The organism is Citrobacter sp. Cf087 (genome assembly GCF_030334285.1).
Classification (GTDB): domain Bacteria; phylum Pseudomonadota; class Gammaproteobacteria; order Enterobacterales; family Enterobacteriaceae; genus Citrobacter; species Citrobacter freundii.
On the sequence record NZ_JAOWED010000018.1, the window covers coordinates 1 to 24,212 of the forward strand.

The 24,212-nt window shown below is 56.1% G+C and carries 18 protein-coding genes; 14 read left to right on the forward strand and 4 right to left on the reverse strand.

Annotation, left to right across the window (positions count from 1 at the left end; genetic code table 11):
* The 4 genes from OGV57_RS00770 to OGV57_RS00785 all read right to left on the reverse strand — a co-directional run.
* Positions 1 to 2,404, reverse strand: a 2,404-nt coding sequence (locus OGV57_RS00770; RefSeq protein ID WP_286530656.1) for a DUF6531 domain-containing protein, incomplete at its 3' end; no start/stop codon positions are given.
* Between the two features lie 23 nt (positions 2,405 to 2,427).
* Positions 2,428 to 2,856: a DcrB-related protein gene (locus OGV57_RS00775; protein WP_054528084.1), complete on the reverse strand. Its 429-nt coding sequence runs from the start codon at positions 2,854 to 2,856 to the stop codon at positions 2,428 to 2,430.
* Positions 2,853 to 4,835, reverse strand: coding sequence for a type VI secretion system Vgr family protein (locus OGV57_RS00780; protein WP_072143931.1), 1,983 nt, complete (start codon positions 4,833 to 4,835; stop codon positions 2,853 to 2,855). The genes OGV57_RS00775 and OGV57_RS00780 overlap by 4 nt, the downstream gene beginning before the upstream one ends.
* Positions 4,836 to 5,048: 213 nt before the next feature.
* The gene (locus OGV57_RS00785) at positions 5,049 to 5,567 is read right to left on the reverse strand and encodes an Hcp family type VI secretion system effector (protein ID WP_003843873.1); all 519 of its coding nucleotides are present in this window, start codon (positions 5,565 to 5,567) and stop codon (positions 5,049 to 5,051) included.
* Between the two features lie 654 nt (positions 5,568 to 6,221).
* On the opposite strand from OGV57_RS00785, the gene tssB reads away from it, so the two are divergent.
* The 14 genes from tssB (at position 6,222) to tssM (ending at position 24,206) form a co-directional block, all read left to right on the forward strand.
* The gene (gene tssB, locus OGV57_RS00790; RefSeq protein ID WP_054528083.1) at positions 6,222 to 6,725 is read left to right on the forward strand and encodes a type VI secretion system contractile sheath small subunit; all 504 of its coding nucleotides are present in this window, start codon (positions 6,222 to 6,224) and stop codon (positions 6,723 to 6,725) included.
* Between the two features lie 33 nt (positions 6,726 to 6,758).
* Positions 6,759 to 7,076 (forward strand): hypothetical protein, encoded by a 318-nt coding sequence (locus OGV57_RS00795; RefSeq protein ID WP_114070814.1) that lies wholly within the window; start codon positions 6,759 to 6,761, stop codon positions 7,074 to 7,076.
* The gene (gene tssC / locus OGV57_RS00800) at positions 7,042 to 8,514 is read left to right on the forward strand and encodes a type VI secretion system contractile sheath large subunit (protein WP_054528082.1); all 1,473 of its coding nucleotides are present in this window, start codon (positions 7,042 to 7,044) and stop codon (positions 8,512 to 8,514) included. Before OGV57_RS00795 ends, tssC begins: the two co-directional genes overlap by 35 nt.
* Entirely contained in the window at positions 8,511 to 8,927 is a 417-nt protein-coding gene (gene tssE / locus OGV57_RS00805) for a type VI secretion system baseplate subunit TssE (RefSeq protein WP_054528081.1), read from the forward strand. Before tssC ends, tssE begins: the two co-directional genes overlap by 4 nt.
* A gap of 4 nt (positions 8,928 to 8,931) precedes the next feature.
* On the forward strand, positions 8,932 to 10,785 hold the full coding sequence (gene tssF / locus OGV57_RS00810; protein ID WP_054528080.1) for a type VI secretion system baseplate subunit TssF: 1,854 nt from the start codon (positions 8,932 to 8,934) through the stop codon (positions 10,783 to 10,785).
* Positions 10,749 to 11,831, forward strand: a complete 1,083-nt coding sequence (tssG, locus tag OGV57_RS00815) for a type VI secretion system baseplate subunit TssG (protein WP_048999076.1) — start codon at positions 10,749 to 10,751, stop codon at positions 11,829 to 11,831. The genes tssF and tssG overlap by 37 nt, the downstream gene beginning before the upstream one ends.
* Before the next feature lie 23 nt (positions 11,832 to 11,854).
* Positions 11,855 to 13,141, forward strand: a complete 1,287-nt coding sequence (gene tagH, locus OGV57_RS00820) for a type VI secretion system-associated FHA domain protein TagH (RefSeq protein WP_048999074.1) — start codon at positions 11,855 to 11,857, stop codon at positions 13,139 to 13,141.
* Positions 13,142 to 13,167: 26 nt separating this feature from the next.
* The gene (tssJ, locus tag OGV57_RS00825; protein WP_226791630.1) at positions 13,168 to 13,671 is read left to right on the forward strand and encodes a type VI secretion system lipoprotein TssJ; all 504 of its coding nucleotides are present in this window, start codon (positions 13,168 to 13,170) and stop codon (positions 13,669 to 13,671) included.
* A gap of 2 nt (positions 13,672 to 13,673) precedes the next feature.
* Positions 13,674 to 15,005, forward strand: coding sequence for a type VI secretion system baseplate subunit TssK (gene tssK / locus OGV57_RS00830; RefSeq protein WP_054528078.1), 1,332 nt, complete (start codon positions 13,674 to 13,676; stop codon positions 15,003 to 15,005).
* Between the two features lie 4 nt (positions 15,006 to 15,009).
* Entirely contained in the window at positions 15,010 to 15,765 is a 756-nt protein-coding gene (gene icmH, locus OGV57_RS00835; RefSeq protein WP_054528077.1) for a type IVB secretion system protein IcmH/DotU, read from the forward strand.
* 8 nt (positions 15,766 to 15,773) lie between these two features.
* On the forward strand, positions 15,774 to 18,491 hold the full coding sequence (gene tssH / locus OGV57_RS00840) for a type VI secretion system ATPase TssH (RefSeq protein WP_054528076.1): 2,718 nt from the start codon (positions 15,774 to 15,776) through the stop codon (positions 18,489 to 18,491).
* The gene (vasI, locus tag OGV57_RS00845; RefSeq protein ID WP_054528075.1) at positions 18,488 to 19,249 is read left to right on the forward strand and encodes a type VI secretion system-associated protein VasI; all 762 of its coding nucleotides are present in this window, start codon (positions 18,488 to 18,490) and stop codon (positions 19,247 to 19,249) included. The genes tssH and vasI overlap by 4 nt, the downstream gene beginning before the upstream one ends.
* 4 nt (positions 19,250 to 19,253) lie before the next feature.
* Positions 19,254 to 20,669, forward strand: a complete 1,416-nt coding sequence (gene tssA, locus OGV57_RS00850; protein WP_054528074.1) for a type VI secretion system protein TssA — start codon at positions 19,254 to 19,256, stop codon at positions 20,667 to 20,669.
* Between the two features lie 75 nt (positions 20,670 to 20,744).
* Positions 20,745 to 24,206 (forward strand): type VI secretion system membrane subunit TssM, encoded by a 3,462-nt coding sequence (tssM, locus tag OGV57_RS00855; RefSeq protein ID WP_054528073.1) that lies wholly within the window; start codon positions 20,745 to 20,747, stop codon positions 24,204 to 24,206.
* Positions 24,207 to 24,212: the final 6 nt, after the last annotated feature.

The following is a 24,212-nucleotide window of genomic DNA, read 5'->3' on the forward strand; positions in this document are numbered from 1 at the left end:
TTTCTGGTTGCCCCTGTGGCGTCCAGCTCAGGCTGGTTACATGGCCTTCAGCGCGGAGTACCTTCACCAGTCGCCCGGCCGGGCTGTATTCATAATGCGTACTCTCTCCCGCGGCATCCGTCTCTTCCGCCAGTCGGTAAGCCTCATCATAGCGGTACTGCGTCGTTTTACCTGAACAGTCCTGCGCACTGCTGACCTGCCCGCGTGCATTATAAGTCAACCGTTGCACACCGCCTTTCTCATCCGTGAACGCCGTAACCTGTCCCCAGGCATCACGCTGGTAGTAACAGCACTGTCCCAGCGCATCAATCACCGCGCATAGCCCAAAATGCTCATCATAAAAATACTGATACGTGCTCCCGTCAGGCCCGGTGACTTGTGCAGGCAGCGCCCGCTCTTCGTGCCAGCGGGTACATACCGTTCCCCCCAGGGGATCGGTCTCTGCCGTCAGATTACCTGCATTATCATAGTGATATTCCCTGACGGCCCCGGAGGGATCAACAGTACGGGACAGAAGATCGTTTTCATTCCATTCATAGCACCAGTGTTGTCCGGCTTCATCGGTATATTTTTCCACCAGATAGCGGTCATTCCACTCATGCCGGTGAGTCAGCCCTCCGCCGTGAGTCACGGTGGTCACACGCTGCGTCATGTCATAGTCAATCCGAGCATTTTCACCACTGGTGGCGTCATACTCCACCACCCGCCAGCCATCACTGAATGGCTGCCACCGATAGCGATAATATGCGCCGCCCGGCATCCGGTGTCCGCTCATCAGCGTTTCGGCTGTATAATCAAACTCGCGCAGACACACCCCGTCCGCATCCGTTACGCGACATAGATGCCCCTGGGAAGTATAGTCGTAGCGCATCAGCAACCGCTGTACGGGTTCACCGGTGTGGCTGTCAGTGGAGGCTGTTTGTTCTGCGATCCGGGTCGGACGTTGTGGGAATTGCGAATTCTGGTAGTGCAGTACTATCCTCAGGCTTTCTTCGGTATCCGTAATGGCGTGCAGACGATCCTGTTCGTCATAATGGAGTTGCAGCCCATTACCGTATTCATCGGACAGCATCAGCAGTCGCAGATGTTCCGGCTTTGACGGATGTGGAACATAGAGTCGCCACTCAGAACCATCCAGATTACCAATAACGATCAACCCCTGCTCATTCTGCGCAAACAATAATCCTTCATCAGGACTGAAACCTGCCTCTCCCGGCTCCGGGCAGATAAAACGGAGTTCCCGCCCGCCTTCATCATAAAAGCAGGTGTATTCAGCCTCCCTGACAACACGGGTTTCAAAGGCTGTCCGCCAGCCCCGGCCAAACAGGCCATCATCCCTGTTACGGCTGTTATAGATACGCTGCCAGCGTAGCGGAAAGCGGGCGGGAAGCTCAAAGTCCAGATCCTCATCCCCGCTGAGAACCTTGGCACCTGTCGCAGCATGCACCGGATTCCACAACGCATGTATGGACTCACCGACCTTGCTGGCAAGCATTGCTGCCGCCATTCCCATAAACATACAGGGAAGTTCTTTCAGTAACTTAGTGGGTTTACAGGTGAGCAGCGACAGCACCAGCAGGGCGGCTTCCACGCCCGGTACTTTGCCATTATGGATCGGGCGAACAACCACCGATTTACCGCCGATAATCACATTGGGTGACACCGCCGTTGATACCGTTCCTCCACAGGTGGTTCTGTCTCCGGCGCGTACAGCCGGTAAATCGTTGATGCTGACCTGGGATGATCCTTCAGCCAGATACTGTATTGGTTGCGGGGGATGTTTATGACAGTCAACAACATCATTCGGCGCTTCCACCACCCCACCAGATGGCCCCGCCACTACGGGATTAAACATCTGCCCCAAAAAAGCTTCGCCGTAGCTGAACAGGTTACCCACCATATTCAGTACCTTCATGCCCGTGGACATCCGGGCTTCTGCCTCCTCCTGCCGCTTTTTCTCTTCAGCCTCGAGTTTTTCGCGTGCTGCATTTTCTGCTTCAGTCATCAGGCGTCCCGCTGCACGGGCAGCGGGTAAATCATTGGTCTGCACATTCTCAGAACCCGTGGCAATTTTTCCCTGTGGCGACGGAGGTGAAATAAAATTCGCCGCGCCCTGCGCGATATCTTCAACCAGGTCGCCTGCGCCGGATATTGTGACGGTCAGTCCTCCGACAAGTCCCGCAGCCGTACAGGTTCCGGCTGCGGCAGCCGTCGCAGCCATTGTTGCGGCTGAAACTCCGGCAGCCGTCGCAGCCGCTGCTGCCAGCGGTGCAGCACAGGCAATAACCACAGCCCCAACAGCCACACAAACAGCCGCTTCGAAAAAACCACCCAGCACATCAGCCAGAATACTAGTATGAATGATATCGTCGCCCTGCCGGGCGGCATGAGCTAAATTCCCCATCGAAAAATGCCTCCTGCGCGACGTCAGTCCATAGCCAGTGTATTTTTAACCTGCTGCCAGAAGAGCTCTTCCTCTTTTCCGAAGAGATTCAGCGCAGTACAGGTCAGCATCAGCAAGCGACGTTCCGGCAGCAAAACGGCCGCCTGCCGCTGATAGCAGGTATGTGGCTCACGCAGATATGTCGCCGTTATTTCCCGCGCCGGGCAGTCAGGTAACAGGGGCAGTGTGATGATATCCGGAGGCATCTGATGGTAGTTTTCAATCTGCGCGCTGACCTGCGCCCACTGATATTCCAGTTCCTCATCAAATGTCCTGTCTCCGGCAATATAAGCACGGGTGATAACCAGCGACGCATGAGTTCGGGTATTGCGGATCACCTGCATGGTGCAGTCAAGCCACCCTTCCCCGGCAAGCGTCAGATGACCTTCATTCATTCGGTAAACGTCATTCATTTCCCGCCTCCTGGCTTCTCAGGGAACAGTTTGTCGATAACACTGGTTACATTCTTTTTATGATTGTCCCCTACTACACCAATTTTGGGTGCGTCCCCCCCAGGATTCAGGCCGAGAATAGCTGACCCCGTGGTAATGAGACTGTTTTTTTCCGCGACAATATTGAATGCAGTACCTTTCAGGTTAATAACCCCTCCGGCGTGCAGTTCCAGTGCGCTGTTGCCGCACTCCAGGCGTATCATTGTCCCTGAGCCAATCACCACACTTCCGGCACTTTGCACAACCCTGTCCCCGCCGTTGAAACAGGTAACATCGGTCTTTACATTCACATTCTGAAACTGTCTGATGTTTATCGCCTGATGCCCGTCAATTTTTACATCTTCATCGGCAGTAATAACCTTCAGCCGGTTATTACCTACCGTCAGGCTTTGATTTCGGGTGATGGTCGTACACTGATCATTGAGCACCTCGGTCTTCATGTCTTTCTGCGCGTGCATCGACAACAGCTCATTTCCCGTCTTGTCCTCGAACATCAGTTCGTTATAGCCGCTGCCTTTATAGGTTTTTGAACGGATGGTCATCTGCGTCTTCGTTCCCGGTAGCCCCCCCGGCGGCGGGTTATCCGCATGGTACGTTCTGCCCATGATTATCGGCTGGTCCGGGTCGCCATTCAGGAAGTCCACTATCACCTCCTGGCCCACACGTGGTATTGCCAGGTTGCCGAACCCCGGCCCCGCCCACGCCTGTACCACCCGTATCCAGCACGAACTGTCCTGGTTCGCCGGGTTGTATCTGTCCCAGTTGAACTTCACCCGTACCCGGCCATGCTCGTCACAGAAGATTTCCTCTCCCTCCGGCCCCGTCACCACCGCTGACTGCGGGCCGTCGACCGACGGTTTTGGTAATGGCTGCGGCCGCCATGTCCGGTCTGCCGGTATCACTACAAAGTGGTTTTCAATGGTTGTGCCCGCATGGCGCTGCCCCGGCACAGCCTGCGGCTGACTGCCGCGCAATTCGCTTATCACCACCTGCCACTCCCGGTTCAGGCTGCCCTGCGGGTGCCCCGTCAGCCGGATACGCCGCCCCGGCCATATCTCCGGGGAACGGCTTTTTCCCCGTGCTATTTCCGCACTGTTACGCCAGCCTTCCGTCTGCCAGCGGGCAAAATTCTTACCGTGCTCTCCCTTAAAGCGTCCCGGATAATCAAACACCTCATACTGCGTGCGCTGGTAATCCAGATTTTCCCCCTCGTGCTCAAAGCGCCCCGCCCAGCCGGGGCGTTTGAAGGTGTAGTCTTTGGCTATCACGGAAGAGGGGCGTATCTGCGCGCTGTGGCGAAACTGGCTGATACAGGGGGTGCTGACTTCGGTGCGCGTGTTCGGGTTCCAGGGGATGTCAAAGGCTTCCGGCAGGAAGCGGACCGTGTCGCACAGCACCAGGCTCTGGTCATCGCTTTTCACAGCATGTTCTTCGTAAAAAAAGATGCCCTCTTCCGCCGCCATCCGTGCCAGAAAATCATAATCCGTTTCGCCATACTGTACGCAGAACTCACGCACCGGATGCGGTTCGCTGAACAGCGGACTCCACTCCGTCACGCCGTTTTCCTGCACTATCGTGCCCAGGATGCTTTTGATGTCTTCGTTCTGGAAAATGCGGGAGTTTTTTCTCAGCCCCGCTCGCCACAACGCCGGGCGCACTTTCATTCTGTACAGCGTCTGGTGGCTGTCGTTTTCACCCTGCTCAAAAAAAGTCACCAGACCTTTAACCCGGCGCTTTATCTCCGTGCCCTGCCAGATTTTCAGGTGCACCGTTTTTTCCAGTACCTGGGCGAAGTCGATAGTGGGAAGTTGCTGGCTGACCAGCGAGATATCGAGGGAAAACAGCATGGAGAGCGACTGGTTCAGGTGAAAAGAAACCACCGCCAGCGCATCCGGCGGCAGACCATCCACCTCCAGTGTGAAACGTAATCCTGTTGACATAAGTGCCTCCCGGATGAACAGAAAAAATAAACCATGCCGGACTGCGTCGGTGGCAGTACAGCGTTACGCTTGCGTGCAGGCACGCTACCGCCGAAGTTTCCGGCGTCCGCCATCTCCCGTAAAAACGTAACCCCTTACTGACACTGATTTTTATTTCCGGCACAACCAAAAACAGCATCCTGCCCGTAAGGGCGGGATGCTGTGAACACACATTTATGCTTCCAGCGGCGCACGCCAGTCATCGGCACCAGAGGTGCCGGACTTGACGTGTTCCCATTCGATTTTGCGGTAGGCCAGTTTTACCGCCAGCAGTTGCGTGAACTCACGCTGCGTCGGGTCCTGGCAGTGCGGCATATGCAGATTCATATCCACAATGGTCGCGTCAGTCAGACGGGTGGTGAAGTAGTGTTCCTGCTTGCCTTCGATGCTGGTACGCCACCAATGCATTTCCACTTTCGGTAGCATTTCACCGGACGCCAGCGCGTTGTACATCAGCGGGACGGCTTTGTTCAGCGCCACGGTAAAGATGAACGGTTTGTGGGCACGCTGGCCGCTTGGCTGACCGGACTGCGGATCGGTCGGGACAGTCACATTGTGCAGAAACTCCTGCACCAGCATTTCATCTTCGTGGCCCTGCACGTAGATGTTGCCAACAGAATCTGCGGTAAAGGCACCCGCAGTAATGTTCCCCTGGGTCTGCCCCGCAATTGAGATGTAACACGGTGTAGGCATTTGTAAACTCCTTGTTGATTATCGATGACGACTTACAGGCTCCTGCCGGTTTTCTCCGACAGGCTGAAATGCGCAGAGCACGAATTAATCAGTTTGTGCAATGCCACATCTTTTTTAATAAGAAAAATTTATCCATTTTAATACTGTGCAAATGTACAACCAGTTTTATATTATACGTACAGATAGCCATGTAAAAATACCAATATGTATTGGCACACACCCAACATCAATTCCACTCAGGCAATAATGAATCATGAATAATATTATATTCTCTTTCTTTTATTGATTTAACAAAGCTATTAACATGTTTTTCCTTTTATTCCATCTGCAAAGATAAACACCACAAATACCTCTCCCAAAAACACATTCACCACACACATACACTCAATACAAAAACACTTAAAAATCATCAATTTAAACAACAAATAAAATATTCAATACTTATCAAAAACACAATTAAACATAGCGAGCAGCCCCCTGAAATTAATCAGATACGGGAAGAATACTCCTCTCTTTCATTCGAAAAAAGTGCTTTTCAAATTATTTCACCCGAGTAGAATGCTCCCCCATAGCTGTTTATAACTGAAACATATCGTCGCTTCACAGTCTGTACGGAGAGACCGGATACGTAACACAACCTGATGGATTATTTTTATGAGTAAAAATTACAGCAGCAGCGTTGCACCCAAAGAACGCATTAATATTTCTTATGTACCAAAAACTGATGGCGAGCCTTCCGAGGTGGAATTGCCCCTTAATATGCTGATTGTGGGCGATACCGGCAACACGCAGGAAACCGCACCGCTGGATGAGCGTCAGATGGTTTCCATCGACAAACATTCCTTTAACTCTGTCATGGCCGAGGCCGCTATCAGCCTTAATTTTGCCGTCCCGGCAAAGCTGAAGGACGACGCAAAAGCGGATGAAGAGATGAATATTTCCCTGGAGATTAAATCCCTGAACGATTTTTCGCCGGACAGCGTCGCAAGGCAGGTTCCGGAGGTGAAAAAGTTGCTGGTACTGCGCGAAGCGCTGACCGCCCTGAAGGGGCCATTGGGCAATCTTCCAGCATTCCGCGCACAGATTCAGGCGCTGCTGGAAAATGAAGAAACCCGCGAACAACTGCTCCGGGAAATCAGCCAGGCGGAAGGTAAGTAGCCAGCGGTTTCGTTCAGTTAGGGGATTCATAAGATGGCCGCGTGCAAGCGCAAAGAAGAGACCGGAGTTTCCCTGTTATCTGATGAGGCCATTAAACAGGCGTTCCTCTGGTTGCCCTTTTTATCAGGTACCGCGCACGACACAAATCATGGTGCAGTGGATGCCTTAGTCACCAGACTCGATCGCCGTAATGGCTATCTGATGGACGGGATCATCCATAAGGGTGATTTCCGGCAGACGATGTCAAGCTGGCGAACCCCCCCCGGTAACGGTGGCACTGCCCGCAGAAATACCGATCAACAGAAGGATTTTCAGTATGTCTTTACACGAAGAGGAACTCGTTTCCGGTAGCAGGGCGCAGGAGTGCCATACCCCGTCATTGCTTGATGAAATCATGGCGCAGACCCGTATCCAGCCCGGCGCTGACGGTTATGACATTGCCCGCCAGGGCGTAACGGCGTTCATTGCCAGTATTCTGCAATCCAGCACACCTGCTGAACCCGTTAACAAACTGGCTGTGGACGGCATGATTGCGGATATTGATACCCGTATCAGCCGCCAGATGGATGCCATTATTCACGCCCCGGCATTCCAGCAGGTGGAATCCTTCTGGCGTTCAATGAAGACCCTTGTTGATCGCGTTGATTTCCGTGAAAATATTGAAGTTAATATCCTCCACGTCACAAAAAGCGAATTGCTCGAAGATTTTGAATTTGCCCCTGAAATTACCCAGTCCGGCTTCTACAAACACGTTTACGCCTCCGGATTCGGGCAGTTTGGCGGTGAACCCATTGCAGCCATATTAGGCGCTTATGAGTTCAAAAATACGGCACCGGACATGAAACTGCTGAACTATGTCAGTGCAGTCGGCGCGATGTCCCACGCCCCGTTCCTTTCTTCTGTATCGCCGGAGTTTATGGGACTGAATTCCTGGACCGAGCTGCCGAATATTAAAGATCTCTATGCCATCTTTGAAAGCCCGGCCTATACCAAATGGCGCGCCCTGCGTGACTCCGAAGATTCCCGTTATTTAGGACTGACTGCACCGCGTTTTCTGCTCAGACAGCCCTATTCCGCCACTGAGAATCCGGTCAAAAGCTTCAACTACGCCGAAGATGTCAGTCGCGATCACGAACATTATCTCTGGGGCAATACCGCATGGATGCTGGCCAGCAATGTCGCCGACAGCTTCGCAAAATACCGCTGGGCGCCCAACATCATCGGGCCGCAAAGTGGCGGGGCGGTGAAGGATCTGCCGGTACATTTATATGAGGCAATGGGGCAAATTCAGGCCAAAATTCCCACGGAGGTACTGATCACCGACCGCCGTGAATTTGAACTGGCCGAAGAGGGTTTTATCACCCTGACCATGCGTAAAAACAGCGATAATGCGGCATTTTTCTCGGCAAACTCCGTGCAAAAGCCCAAACATTTTCCTGGTAAAGATGCGGAAACCAACTACAAGCTGGGAACGCAGTTACCCTATCTGTTCATTATCAGCCGTCTCGCCCACTACATCAAAGTATTGCAGCGTGAACAGCTTGGTTCGTGGAAAGAAAGAAGCGATCTGGAGCGTGAACTGAACGTCTGGATTCGCCAGTATGTGGCAGACCAGGAAAATCCACCAGCGGATGTTCGCAGCCGTAAACCCCTGCGCGGCGCACGGGTTGAGGTGTATGAGGTGGATGGTGAACCGGGCTGGTACCGGGCAGCCATCTTCGCTCGCCCCCATTTTAAATATATGGGGGCGTCGTTTGAACTGTCTCTGGTCGGGCGGTTAGATAAGTGATACCGGAGCGCGAAAGGCCTGCCGGAACGCTGTTTGAGCGTATGGAATCCCCTCCGGTCAGAAACTGGCGGGGAGGCAGCAATATGGATGCGTTCAGGCAGTCCATTCGCCAGAGCCTGCGACATATTCTGAACACCCGCTCCGGCAGTTGCCGGGGCACCCCGGACTTGGGCATTGAAGAGCCGGAAGGGGCAGACAATTATCGCAGCGCCATGAGCCTGGCCATCGTGCAGTGCATTGAGCGCTATGAACCCCGAATTTCACACACTGAGGTCCGGGCGTTGCTTCCACAGACGACCGGCCCGCAGGATATGACCTTTCATATCACCGCCTGGGTGACATTCAACGATATCGACGACGTGCTTGAGTTTGATATGGCACCGGACGGCAGCCAGCATTACCGGGTGGTTTAACAGAATGGAATTTGAAGAACGCTATTACCAGCAGGAACTGGATTATCTGCGGCAGCTAAGTAAACTGCTGGCGACCGAAAAGCCGCATCTCGCCCGTTTTCTGTCCGAAAAAGGAGCTGACCCGGATATTGAACGCCTGCTGGAAGGCGTGGCTTTCCTGACCGGCAGCCTGCGCCAGAAAATCGAGGATGAATTCCCCGAACTGACGCACGGGTTAATCCGGATGCTGTGGCCTAACTACCTGCGTCCGGTTCCGTCGATGACGCTGATCGAATATACGCCGGACATGGATAAAACCTCTGTGCCGGTACGGATCCCCCGTAATGAGCAATTCATAACAGGTGCAGGGATTGCCGGGGGGGAGCAGGTACTCTCCATTAACGCAGGTGCAGAACCGGATGTGGCGCCTCCCTGCACGTTTACGCTCTGCCGGGATATCTGGTTACTCCCCGTCCAGGTGGGTAGCGTTGAGGATCACAGCACGCCCCGTAATGGTATCATCGACATAACGTTTACCGTCGCACCAGGCACCGATTTCGCGACCCTGGATTTGAATAAGCTGCGCTTCTGGCTGGGCAACGATGATAACTATACCCGCTACCAGCTTTATTTATGGTTCTGCGAATACCTTCAGAGCGCGGAGCTGGTTATCGGTGACCAGACCATCTGGCTTCCTGAGTTTATGCTCAAAGCCGTGGGTTTTCAGCCGCAAGATGCCATGCTGCCCTGGCCCGGCAATGTCCACAGCGGCTACCGTATCCTCCAGGAATATTTCTGCTACACTGACAGTTTCCTATTTTTCGACGCCTGCGGTATTCCGGCGCTACCCGTCGGGTTACTGGCGAACAGTTTTACCCTGCGGCTGCGTTTTTCGCGCCCTTTACCCGCAGATATCCGGTTGCGTCGCGACTCCCTGCGTTTGTATTGCGCACCCGCCATCAATCTTTTCTTTCACCACGCCGAAGTCATTTCGCTGGACAACAGGCAGGCGGATTATCCCCTGATACCCAGTCGCCATTATCCGGATCATTACGATATTTTTTCCGTCAACAGCGTGGTGAGTCAGACGCAGGATATGTTCAGGAAAAAAGATACGGGACGTCCAGTGACAACACAGGCCGCACGCCAGTGGCCTGCCTTTGAGAGTTTCAATCACCAGATGGAATACAGCCGTAAACGCGAGGTGGTGTACTGGCAGCACCGGACAAAAACTTCGCTGTTTCACCGGGGATTTAATCATGCGCTGGCCTTTATCCACGCCGACGGCAGCGCCCCGGAGGCTTCGCTGCTCGACAGTGAGGTGGTTTCCGTCTCGCTAACCTGCACTAACCGTGAGCTACCGGTACAGCTCCGACCCGGCGATATTACCGGAACCACGGGTAAAAACGCGGCGGTGGCGTCATTTCGTAATATCACCCACCCCACACAACCGCTCTGGCCGGTTATCGATGGCAGCCTGCACTGGTCGCTGCTTTCCGCCATGAACCTGAACTATCTGTCATTGCTGGATACCGACGCCCTGAAGCAGGTGGTAGCCAACTTTGACCGGCACGCCATTCACCATCCGCAGATGGCCCGGTTGTCGCAGCAAAAGCTGGACGCCATTGAACGGCTGGAAACAAAACCGGTTGATCGCCTGTTTACCGGCCTCCCCGTGCGCGGGCTGGCTTCCACTCTATACCTGCATCCGGAGCCGTTTGCCTGCGAAGGAGAGATGTACCTGCTGGGCTCGGTGCTATCGCATTTTCTGTCGCTGTACGCCAGCATCAATTCGTTCCACATGCTGACCGTCATTAACACGGAAAGCCAGGAGACATGGAAATGGGCGGAAAGAACCGGACAGCATCCCCTCATCTGAATCCGAGCGACGGGTCAGTAAACAGCGAACAACGTGAGTTGCCGGACAGGCTCTTTCGAGATGCCTGCGCCTGTAACTTTTTTGCACTATCGGAATTGTTACACCGGCTGGCCTCCGGGTGTGATGAGACGCCAGAATTATCGCTGGATACCGATCCGGCGCAGGAAAGCATACGCTTCCGGGCAGATGCCAGCCTGGGTTTTCCGGTCAGCGATATCAGCGCGCTGGAGCAGGACACCTCCGGATTATTCCGGATGAGCACCACCTTTATGGGGTTGCAGGGCAGTCAGTCCCCCCTTCCCGGCTATTACCTTGATCATCTCGCCTGGAAATCGGCGCATGAACAAAGTCCAGTAGGGGACTTTCTGGATATGTTCAGCCACCGCCTGACGCAGTTTGTCTGGCATATCTGGCGCAAGTACCGTTACCACATCAGTTTTCGCAACGGAGGCGTGGATGCGTTCTCACAGCGGATGTATTCCCTGGTTGGCCTGGGCTCGCGGCAACTGCGCGACAGGCTGGCAATTAACCACAGCAAGATGCTGGCCTACGCCGGGATACTGGCCAATCCGGGACGCTCGCCGGAAATTGTTTGCGCGCTTGTAGCCCATTGCTTTGATCTGTCTGATGTGACGCTGCAAAACTGGCAGCGGCGGATGGTGGAGATTGAGCCGGATCAGTATAACAGCCTGGGATGCCACACCCTCAAAAACGGGGCAGAAATAGCAGGGCGATCGGTGCTGGGCCAGTTTGTACTGGGCACAAGGGTTCCCGATCTCTGTGGAAAATTTCAGTTAAGCATTAGCAACCTGAGCCGTAAGCAGTTTCTCTCGTTCCTGCCGTCAGGGGAAAACTTTCTGCCGCTGGCGATGTTTGTCGCCTTCGTCCTGCGCGATCAGCTTGCCTGGGATCTTTGTCTGGGGCTGGCCCCGGAGCAGGTGAGCGCAATGCGGCTGGGTGATAACAAAAGCGCGCTACTGGGCTGGACCAGTTTTCTCGGTGATCCAGGAGAGCGTCCTTCAGTCGCTATCCGGGTCCGGGAGTAAAAATAACCATCATGGAGCAGAATATGGCGGAAGAAAAAGAGCGGCAGCAGACGCTTTCACTGCATGTTGTTAATGGCAGCGAACTGGAAAGCGGACGGGCCGCACGGTGCCTGTTTACACAGGATGGCGATGTGGGTCATGCCAGCGAATGTCGCTGGTCCGTTCAGGACAGACACCAGGATATTCCTGCGCGGGCATTCAGCATCAGTCTGCATGACGGCGCGTTCTGTCTGCATCCGCTGGCCGCGCCGCTGTGGCTGAACCAGGCCAAAGTGGCTGCGGCATCAGATCTGGTACAGTTACGCCAAGGGGATGAGATCCAGACCGGGCATCTGATACTCCGGGTTCATCTGAACCGGGGTGAAATGTGGCACTACGATGAAGAGATGGCCACGCCTGAAACCATCGTGACAAACCATGACATGCTCACGGATACCCTGTTATCCACGAACGGTACACCGGAATATCCGGGAATGCCTCAGCGTCACCAGCTTGCCGATACCGTGGTTAACGGCTTTTCCGTCGATCCGCTCCAGGCGTTACAGTCCGAAAGGCTGACCACAGGAAATGATCCGCTTGCGGGGATCGCCCCCGTCCGACCTTCCGCGCCATTGTCCGATCCGGCCGTTAGTGGCGGGATCAACACGCCATTTATGGATCTGCCGTCCATGTATGCCTCCCCGCTGGCCCCGGAAGAAGACATTTCCCCGGCTGAAATGGCGCAGCGGCATCTTGCCGTTACTCCGTTGCTGCGCGGGCTGGGTGGGTCGCTTACCGTTCATAACACAGCGGATGCCGACGATTTTCTGGAAGAGGCTGGGCGAACATTACAGGCGACGGTTAAGGGGTTGCTTGAGTTACAGCAACACCGCAACAGCCTGTCAGACAAACACCTGCGCCCGCTGGAAGATAACCCGCTGCGCCTGAATATGGATTATGCCACCGCGCTGGATGTGCTGTTTGCCGAAGGCAAAAGCCCGGTGCATCTTGCCGCGCCTGCGGCCGTCAGCGAAAGCCTGCGCAATATCCGCCATCACGAAGAGGCCAACCGCGCCGCCATTGTGGAGTCGCTACGCGTTCTGCTGGAGGCGTTCTCGCCGCAGAGCCTGATGCGCCGCTTTGTCCAGTACCGCCGCAGTCACGAACTGCGTAAGCCACTGGATGATGCCGGGGCCTGGCAGATGTACTGCGACTACTACGATGAGCTGGCCTCCAGCCGTCAGCAGGGTTTTGAGATGCTGTTTAACGAGGTTTATGCCCAGGTCTATGACCGGGTGCTGCGTGAAAAACAGCGGGAGCCGCAGGCATGACAGGGCGTTTTTTCCGCGTCTGCGCGATGGTGATGTTTTTTACCCTCGCCCTGAGCGGTTGTGAGACTGCCAAAAAACTCGGCAAGGTGATCAGCAACCCGGATATTCAAGTGGGCGATCTGAAATCGCAGCCATCAGAAATCACCATAACCCTACTGACGGAGCCGGACGCCAACCTCAACGCAGACGGCGAAGCCGCGCCTGTGGATGTGCAACTGGTGTACCTGAGCGATGACTCGAAGTTACAGGCTACTGATTACGATCAGATTGCCACCACACCGCTACCGGACGTGCTGGGGAAAAATTATCTCGATCACCAGGATTTCAGCTTGTTGCCGGACACCATTAAAACTCTGCCGCCAGCCAAACTGGATGAGAAAACGCAGTTTGTTGGCGTGATCGCCTACTTTTCTGACGATCAGACCACCGAATGGAAGCAGATCGAGCCGGTGGAAGGCACAGGCCACAGCTACCGCCTGCTAGTGCATATCCGGCAGAGCAGTATTGAAATGAAAAAAGAGGATGACTAACGATGGCAACCACACGCAACAAAGTGATGTGGCAGGAAGGGATGCTGATGCGTCCTCATCATTTCCAGCAGCAGCAACGCTATAACGATTATCTGAATAGTCAGCGTTTCCGGGCCATGCACGATTTGTCCTGGGGATTTACGGAATTGTCCCTTAACAGTGAACTACTGGCGCAGGGCAAAATCATGATCGACAGCGCGTCAGGAATCTTGCCGGATGGCACCGTATTCTCTATCCCGGATCAGGATGCGCTGCCCGATCCGCTGCATCCGGAGAGTCTTCTGGATGAAGAAAGCCGTATTGTTTATCTGGCATTGCCCGTCGCCAGCGATGTGAGAAATGAAATCAGCGGCGGACAGCGTACCGGGCGTTACCGCCTTCATTGCGCCGACGTCCGGGATTTACATACTGAAGGCGGCGACGCCCGGACGCTGACGCTGGGGCAACTGACGCCCCGCATTATGAGCGGGGCTGAAGATCTGAGCGCATATATCACACTCCCCCTGTGCCGGATTTCTGATCGCCATGCAGACGGCTCCCTGACGCTGGATAAAAACTTTATTCCTTCCTGCCAGAACATTTATGCCAGTGAGCGGCTGCGCGAATTCCTCATAAAAGTTCAGGGAGATATTGTTAACCGGACCAGCGATCTGGCTGCGCGTATTGGTTCTCCGGCACAGAGCGGCATTGCGGATGTCGCTGAATTTATGATGCTGCAATTACTTAACCGCAACCAGACACGCTTTACCCATCGAGCTCACAGACCGCAGCTCCACCCGGAAGAGTTTTATCTCGATCTGGCCGGACTGCTGGGCGAGCTGATGACCTTTACAGAGTCGTCCCGCCTGCCCTGCTCGCTTGACGTCTATGATCAGCGCGATCTTACGAAAACCTTCAAAACACTGCTGCCGGAAGTAGAGCGGGCATTGCGCACAGTACTGTCGCCCAGGGCGATCAGTCTGCCTCTCCATCTGCGCGACGGGATCTGGCAGGCCGATATCCATGACGCCACGTTGCTACAGTCAGCATCCTTCGTACTGGCAGTGGCAGCAAAAATGGAGACGATGCCGCTTCAGCGCCAGTTTGTGCAGCAGTCAAAAATTTCCTCGCCGGAAAAAATCCGCAATATGGTCAGCATACAGATCCCCGGTATACCGCTACGCACGCTAGCAGTGGCCCCTCGCCAGCTCCCGTACCATAGCGGTTACAGCTATTTCGAACTGGACAGGAGCGGCACGGCCTGGACGGATGTGGTGACTGCGGGCGCGATTGCCCTGCATGTGTCCGGCACCTTCCCGGATCTGAACATGCAACTGTGGGCGATAAGAGGATAAGGCAATGGATGAGATCTCACTGCCCCTGCCCGGATATGAAGGCGAAAGCCAGCGCCAGTACCAGCTTGCGCTTCGCGGCAACAGCCTCAACCCGATGATCGACGCCGCCACGCCGTTGCTCGGTATGGTGATGCGCGTGGCCGGGATGAACAGCAACGCCATGCCGGAGCACCTGTTCGCACAGGTGGTGACGGACGTACAGGCAGTGGAGCAGTTACTCCAGGAGCAGGGCTATGAGCCGGGCGTGATTGTGTCGTTTCGCTATATCCTCTGCACCTTTATTGACGAGGCTGCGCTGGGCAACGGCTGGTCCAACAAGAATGAGTGGATCAAACAATCATTACTGGTGCATTTCCACAACGAAGCCTGGGGCGGTGAGAAGGTCTTCATCCTTTTGGAGCGTCTGATGCGCGAGCCAAAACGCTATCAGGATCTGCTGGAGTTTTTATACCTCTGCTTTTCGCTGGGATTTCGCGGGCGCTACAAAGTGGCGGTGCAGGATCAGGGCGAGTTTGAGCAGATATACCGCCGTCTGTACCACGTCCTGCATAAACTGCGCGGCGACGCCCCCTTCCCGCTCCTGCACCTGGACAGAAAAATCCAGGGCGGGCGTTACCAGCTCATCAGACGGCTGACCATTAAGCATGTGTTGCTGGGCGGCATTGTCATGCTGGCGCTGTTTTATCTCTTTTACCTGCTGCGCCTGGACAGCCAGACGCAGGATATCCTCCACCAGTTAAACCGGCTGCTTGCCAGGTAAGGACACCCATGATCCAGATTGACTTATCCACGCTGGTAAAACGACTCAATCCGTTCGCAAAACAGGCGCTGGAGATGGCGGCATCGGAGTGTATGAGCCAGCAGGCAGCGGAAATCACCGTCAGCCATGTGCTGATTCAGATGCTGGCTATTCCGCGTAGCGACTTAAGGGTGATTACTGAACGCGCTGGCATTGAGGTGGAGGCATTACGCCAGACGCTGACGGTGGAAAATTATGCCAGTACCCGATCAGCGGACAGCTACCCGTCCTTTTCGCCGATGCTGGTTGAGTGGCTGAAAGAATCCTGGCTGCTGGCCTCCGCCGAAATGCAGCAAAACGAGTTGCGCGGAGGAGTGTTATTGCTCGCCCTGCTGCACTCACCGTTGCGTTATGTGCTGCCCGCCACTGCACAGCTTCTGACCACCATTAACCGCGACCAGCTACAGCTGGATTTTGCCGGATGGACGAAGGAATCTGCCGAATCCGTGGTGTTCACAGAGGGGCAGTCCGGCCAGCACGCCGCTATTGCCGGAGAGGAAAGCCTGCTGGGCCGTTACGCGAAAAATATGACCGAAGATGCCCGTAACGGCAGGCTCGATCCGGTACTCTGCCGTGATAACGAAATCGACCTGATGATTGATATTCTCTGCCGTCGCCGTAAAAACAATCCGGTGGTGGTGGGGGAGGCTGGCGTCGGGAAAAGCGCCTTAATTGAAGGGCTGGCGCTGCGCATCATTGCAGGACAGGTGCCGGATAAGCTGCGCGATACTGAGATTATGACTCTGGACTTAGGGGCGCTACAGGCGGGAGCCTCGGTCAAGGGCGAGTTTGAAAAACGCTTCAAGGGGCTGATGGCGGAAGTCATTCAGTCACCGAAGTCGGTTATCCTGTTTATCGACGAAGCCCACACGCTGATTGGCGCGGGCAACCAGCAGGGCGGGCTGGATATCTCCAATCTGCTTAAACCAGCGCTGGCGCGTGGCGAGCTGAAAACCATCGCCGCCACCACCTGGAGCGAGTACAAAAAATATTTCGAAAAAGACGCCGCCCTGTCGCGCCGCTTCCAGTTGGTGAAAGTGAGCGAACCGAATGCCGCTGAAGCCACCATTATCCTGCGCGGTCTGTCGGCGGTGTATGAGCAGTCCCACAGCGTGCTGATTGACGACGACGCCTTACAGGCAGCGTCTACGCTCAGCGAACGCTACCTTTCCGGGCGTCAGTTGCCGGACAAGGCCATCGACGTACTGGACACGGCCTGCGCCCGCGTGGCGATTAACCTCTCCTCGCCGCCAAAACAGATTTCAGCGTTAACCACGCAGTGCCGCCAGTGCGAAGCGGAAATTCGCCAGCTTGAGCGCGAGATCCGCATCGGCCTACGGTCGGATACCACGCGGCTGGATGACGTTTACGCGCAGTATGAAGTCGCGCAGACGGAGCTTCAGGCGCTGGATGCCGCATGGCGTCAGCAGCAGGCACTGGTGCAGGAGATTATTGCGCTGCGTAAGGGGCTGCTCGAAGAAGCTGGCGCTGCCGACAACGGAGAAATTGCGGATGCAACTGACAGTGATGGCCTGACGGCAAATGAATCCGTGACAGAGCAGCCGGAAACCGAAATCACTCTGGCTGAACGCCTGGCGCAACTGACCACTGAACTCGACGCCCTGCACAACACGCAGTTGCTGGTTTCCCCGCACGTCGATAAAAAACAGATTGCCGCCGTCATCGCCGAATGGACCGGCGTGCCGCTTAACCGCCTGTCGCAGAATGAAATGTCGGTCATCACCGACCTGCCACAGTGGATCGGCGATACCATCAAGGGCCAGGATTTAGCTATTAAGCATCTGCATAAACACCTGCTGACGGCGCGCGCCGACCTGCGCCGTCCGGGCCGTCCGCTGGGGGCATTCCTGCTGGCCGGCCCCAGTGGTGTGGGCAAAACCGAAACCGTGCTGCAACTGGCAGAACTGCTTTACGGCGGACGCCAGTACCTCACCACCATCAATATGTCAGAGTTCCAGGAGAAGCATACCGTTTCACGGCTGATTGGTTCGCCTCCGGGCTATGTCGGCTACGGTGAGGGCGGCGTGCTGACCGAAGCGATCCGCCAGAAACCGTATTCCGTTGTTTTGCTGGATGAAGTGGAGAAAGCCCACCCGGACGTACTCAACCTGTTCTATCAGGCGTTTGATAAAGGCGAGATGGCAGACGGCGAAGGGCGCGTGATTGACTGTAAAAATATCGTCTTTTTCCTCACCTCCAACCTGGGTTATCAGGTGATTGTTGAATATGCCGACAATCCGGACGAGATGCACGACGCGCTGTATCCAGTGCTGGCTGACTTCTTCAAACCGGCTCTGCTGGCGCGGATGGAAGTTGTGCCCTATCTGCCACTGTCGCGCGACACGCTCGCCACCATCATAGCCGGAAAACTGGCGCGCCTCGATAACGTGCTGCGTACCCGCTTTAACGCGGAGGTGGTGATTGCACCAGTTGTCACCGACGAAATCATGCAGCGGGTCACCCGCGCCGAAAACGGCGCACGCATGCTGGAGTCGGTGATTGACGGCGAAATGCTCCCGCCGCTCTCCCTGCTGCTGCTACAGAAAATGGCCGCGAATGCGGTGATTACGCGGATAAGCCTCGGCGTGACGGACGGGGCGTTTACCGCCGATATCGAAGAAGAGATGTCCGCCAGCAATAACGTACCGGAGGATACCGCCCTGTGAGTCACGCGCACGTTTTCCGGTATATCGCGCTGTTGGCTGCACTGGTCGCCAGCGCCGCACAGGCCACTGCGCAACCGGAACAGGCTGTTCCCGGTATCGCCCTGACCCTCGTTGCGGCGACGGCAGCGGACATGCAGGCCGTTACCGCTACGGATGCGCAGGCCACGGTAAGCGCCATGAACTCCTGCCGCACGGAGCCTGCGGCGCTGGAGCGTCTTGATTGCTATGACCGTATTCTTGCGCCGGAGCAGTCGGAAGGGTTTACCCATGCGCTGGCGAAAGCCCGCTATGAAGGCGAAGCCTGGAAACGGGCTTTCACCCAGGAAAAGCAGCGCACGGACAGTTCCACCACGCTGATGATGACCGAAAGCCCAGGCGAACGCCCGACGGTGATTATCACCACCCCGGCAATTGGCCACGTGCCGCCGCGTCCGGTGCTGATGTTCAGTTGCGTGGATAACATCACCCGGATGCAGGTGGCTCTGACGCATCCCCGGACGGAAAATGATCTCGATGTGGTACTGAAAGCCGACGATCGGCAGTTCCATTCACACTGGTTTATCCGCGAGAACGGCTACCTGCTGGAAGCCAGCCGGGGCCTGTCCGGCATTGACGAAATTAAACAACTGTTTGGCGCCAGGACGCTGACAATTGACACCGGCTCCGACAGCACCGCCGGAAAACTGACCTTTAACATTGACGGGCTGGTGAAAACCATCGCCCCGCTGCGCGATGCCTGTCACTGGGCGGGAGAATAACAATATGGATTTGCGTAACCCCGACGTGTGGATATCGCACCTGCTGGAAAACCTGCCGGAAGCAAAACTGGCCTGCGCGCTGAAAGAGGATAACCCCGCATGGGAGTATATCGACGGTGCCATGCTTAAACTCGGCTCACTTGCCCACGACCAGCTTGATATCCCGGAAATCCAGCGCCGTGGGCTTGAACTTCTGGCCTCAGAAAGCAAGGATTTTCGCCTGCTGGCACACCTGTTGCGTACCCTGCAACATGCGGGCAACCCGTTGCTGGCACTACGCCTGCTGGCGCTGTACGTGGAGCACTACTGGGTGGTGGCCGCGCCACAAAACCCGGCACATAAACAACGTTTCGCCGCCCAGGTGCTGAAACGCTTTGAGTCCGGCGCGGACAGTTTTGCTGAAGGTGCAGATACCTTACAGCGCGACAGCCTGCTGGCGGAACTGGCCAGACTGGCGCAGTGCTGGCAGGAGCACAATATTCCGGCGCTGGCGCAGGCGGTGGATGACCTCTCCTCCCTGTACCGCCGGGCATATCGCGGGACACAAGCCGTGCAACCTGTCGCGCCTGCTTCATCTAGCCGTTCGTCTCCGGCTGACGCCGCGCCGGTATCGTCGCCTGCGGCTGTACCCGTAAATCCGGCCCCGACCATCGATATTGACGGCCACGATGATAAAGCCTGGCGCGACACGCTGCTGAAAGTGGCCGCCATTCTCTGTGAACGTTCACCTGGCTCGCCGCAGGGCTACCGGCTGCGCCGCCATGCGTTGTGGCACAACATTACCAGCGTACCCCAGGCCGAAAGCGATGGACGCACGCCGCTGGCGGCAGTCTCTGCTGATATGGCGGCGGACTACCAGGCGCGGCTTGCCAGCGCCGATATGGCGCTCTGGCAGCAGGTGGAAAAAAGCCTGCTGCTGGCCCCGTACTGGCTGGACGGTCATTATCTGTCGGCGCAGACCGCGCAACGCCTGGGGTATACCGATGCAGCGGAGGCTATCCGCGATGAAGTCACCCGTTTCCTGGCGCGGCTCCCCCGGCTTGCCACTCTGCTGTTTAACGACCTGACGCCGTATATCAGCGAACCGACAAAACAGTGGCTAGTGGCCGCTCAGGACAGCCACAACCAGGCCACGTCTGTGACGCAGACCAGCGAGGAGCACCTGGCCGCCCGAGAGTGTTTTGCCGGGCTGGGGCTGGAAGCCGCGCTGCACTATCTGGAAGCCTTGCCGGAAGGTTCTCCCCGCGACCAGTTTCACCGCCAGTATTTCGGCGTGCAACTGATGGAAGAGGCCGGAATGGAAAAACTGGCGCAACAGCAGTACCGGATGTTGTTCAGGCTTGGGTTACAGATGAGGCTGGCCGACTGGGAACCCTCCCTGCTGGAACAGCTCGAAAGCAAATTCACGGCAGAACAGTAAGAGATAACAGGAGCTTTTGTGAGATTACCGACACCCCGACTTTTCAGCGGGCTGCGATCCGCCCTCAGACCGGCGATGCCCCGGTTTAAGGTTTCCGCCCTCTGGCTGCTGGTGCTGGCGTGGATTTTTCTGCTGGTGTGGATCTGGTGGAAAGGCCCGGCGTGGACGATCTACGACGAGTACTGGCTGAAACCGCTGGCGAACCGCTGGCTGGCAACCGCTGCCTGGGGGCTGATTGCCCTGGCCTGGCTCACCGTCAGGGTGATGAAACGTTTACAACAGCTTGAGCGGCAGCAGAAACAGCAGCGCGAAGAGACGCTTGATCCACTCAGTATCGAACTGAACGCCCAGCAGCGCTACCTCGACCGCTGGCTGCTGCGCCTGCAACGCCATCTCGACAGCCGCTGTTACCTGTGGCAGTTGCCATGGTATATGGTTATCGGCCCTGCCGGGAGCGGAAAAACCGCGCTGCTGTGTGAAGGATTCCCGTCCGACATTATTTATACCCCGGAAGCGGTGCGGGGAGTGGAACGGCGCCTGTATATCACGCCGCACGTCGGTAAACAGGCCGTTATATTCGATGCGGACGGCATCCTCTGCGAACAGCCGGATGCGGACGTGCTGCACCGCCGCCTTTGGGAGCACTGGCTAGGCTGGCTGGTACAAAAACGCGCCCGCCAGCCGCTCAATGGCCTGATCCTGACACTGGATCTGCCTGATCTGCTGACCGCCGACAAGCGCCGCCGCGAACACTTAGTACAAATCCTGCGCAGCCGGTTACAGGATATCCGCCAGCATCTTCACTGCCAGCTACCGGTTTATGTAGTGCTGACCCGGCTGGATTTACTGCACGGTTTTGCTGCCCTGTTCCGGTCACTGGACAGGCGCGATCGTGATGCCATCCTCGGTGTAACCTTCACCCGCCGCGCCCATGAAAATGACGACTGGCGTACAGAACTGAATGCTTTCTGGCAGACCTGGGGAGAACAGCTCAATAATGCCCTGCCGGCGCTAATGCTAACCCCCGGGTCCCGTAGTTCCCTGTTCAGTTTTGTCCGCCAGATGCAGGGCTGTCGTGAACCGCTGACGTCCCTGTTGGACGGACTGCTGGACGGAGAGAACATGGACGTCATGCTGCGCGGTGTGTACCTCACCTCTTCCCTGCAACGCGGGCAGATGGATGACATTTTTATGCAGTCTGCCGCCCGCCAGTTCCGGCTGGGCAGCAGCCCGATGGCCGCCTGGCCGCTGGTAGATACCGCTCCGTATTTCACCCGTAATTTATTTGTGCAGAGCTTACTGGCTGAACCTAACCTGGCCAGCGAAAGCCGAATCTGGCTGATGCAATCACACCGCAGGTTGTCAGTTTTCTTCGCTACGGGCGGCATCGCCGCCCTGCTGCTGATTGCAGGCTGGCATCATTATTACAACAGCAACTGGCAGTCCGGCGTCACCGTACTGAAACAGGCCAAAGCTTTTATGGACGTACCGCCGCCGCAGGGTATGGATGACTACGGCAACCTGCAACTGCCGTTACTAAACCCGGTGCGTGACGCCACCCTGGCCTACGGCGACTGGGGCGATCGCAGCCGTTTTGCCGATCTCGGTCTGTATCAGGGCAGAAACATCGGCCCCTATGTGGAGCAGACCTACCTGCAACTGCTGGCGCAGCGCTACCTGCCCTCCCTCTTTAACGGCCTGGTTAAGGAGATGAACGCCGCGCCGCCGGAAAGCGAAGAAAAACTCGCGGTGTTGCGCGTGATTAGAATGCTGGAGGACAAAAGCGGACGTAACAATGAAGTCGTGAAGCAGTATATGGCAAAACGCTGGAGCAACAAGTTCCACGGACAGCGGGATATTCAGGCACAACTGATGGCGCATCTGGACTACGCGCTGAATCACATTGACTGGCACGCAGAGCGTCAGGCGGGCGATAATGATGCTATCAGCCGCTGGACGCCGTATGACAAACTCGTCACTGATGCCCAGCATGAACTCAGCAAACTACCGGTTTACCAGCGCGTGTACCAGAGCCTGAAAACGCGGGCGCTGGGTGTCCTGCCTGCCGACCTGAATCTGCGCGACCAGGTCGGTGCGACCTTCGACCAGGTGTTTACCTCCGCCGATGACAATAAACTCATTGTTCCACAGTTCCTCACCCGCTACGGCCTGCAAAATTATTTTGTCAAGCAGCGCGATGAACTGGTCGAACTGACCGCGCTGGACTCCTGGGTACTGAACCTCACCCACACCGTGCATTACAGCGACGCCGACCGGGCAGAAATCCAGCGCCAGTTGACCGAACAGTATCTCAGCGACTACACCGCCACCTGGCGCGCCGGAATGGATAACCTCAACGTGCGCGACTATGAGTCCATTGCACAACTGACCGGCGCGCTGGAGCAAATCATCAGCGGCGACCAGCCGCTTCAGCGCGCGCTGACGGCATTGCGCGACAACACCCGACCTGCCGTACTCTCCGAAAAGCTGGATGACAAAGCGCTCGGGGAAGCGATGGACGAGCCGGATTATCGGCTGCTGACGCGGCTGGGGCATGAGTTCGCCCCGGAAAACAGCGCGCTGACGGTGGCAAAGGATAAAGAAAGCACCCTGCAGGCGGTTTACCAGCAACTGACCGAACTGCACCGTTACCTGCTGGCGATACAGAACGCGCCGGTGCCGGGGAAATCCGCGCTGAAAGCTGTGCAGTTACGGCTCGACCAGAATAGCAGCGACCCGATTTTTACCACCCGGCAGATGGCGAAAACCCTGCCCGCGACGCTTAACCGCTGGGTGGGCAAACTGGCAGACCAGGCCTGGCATGTGGTGATGGTGGAAGCCGTTCACTACATGGAAGTGGACTGGCGCGACAACGTGGTGAAACCGTTCAACGAACAACTGGCGAATAACTATCCGTTCAACCCGCGCGCGTCACAGGATGCGTCGCTGGATGTGTTTGAACGCTTCTTCAAACCGGACGGCGTGCTGGATACGTTCTACCAGCAGAACCTAAAACTGTTTATGGAGAATGACCTGAGCCTGGAGGACGGAGACAACAGCGTGATTATCCGCGAGGATATTCGTGATCAACTGGATACCGCGCAGGAAATTCGCGAGGCATTTTTCAGCAGACAAAATGGCCTGGGCGCACAGTTTGCCGTAGAAACCGTGTCGCTTTCCGGTAATAAACGGCGCAGCGTGCTGAACCTGGACGGCCAGCTTGTGGACTACAGCCAGGGACGCAGCTACACCGCCCATCTGGTATGGCCAAACAGCATGCGTGAAGGCAACGAAAGCAAACTGACGCTTATCGGTACCAGTGGCAGTGCGCCGCGCAGCATCAGCTTCAGCGGGCCGTGGGCACAGTTCCGGTTGTTTGGCGCAGGACAGTTAACTGGCGTACAGGACGGCATCTTCTGCGTGCGCTTTAATGTGGACGGCGGCGCAATGGTCTACCGGGTACATACCGATACCGAAGACAACCCGTTTACCGGCGGGTTGTTCAGCCAGTTCCGGTTGCCGGATACGTTGTACTGAGGAGGC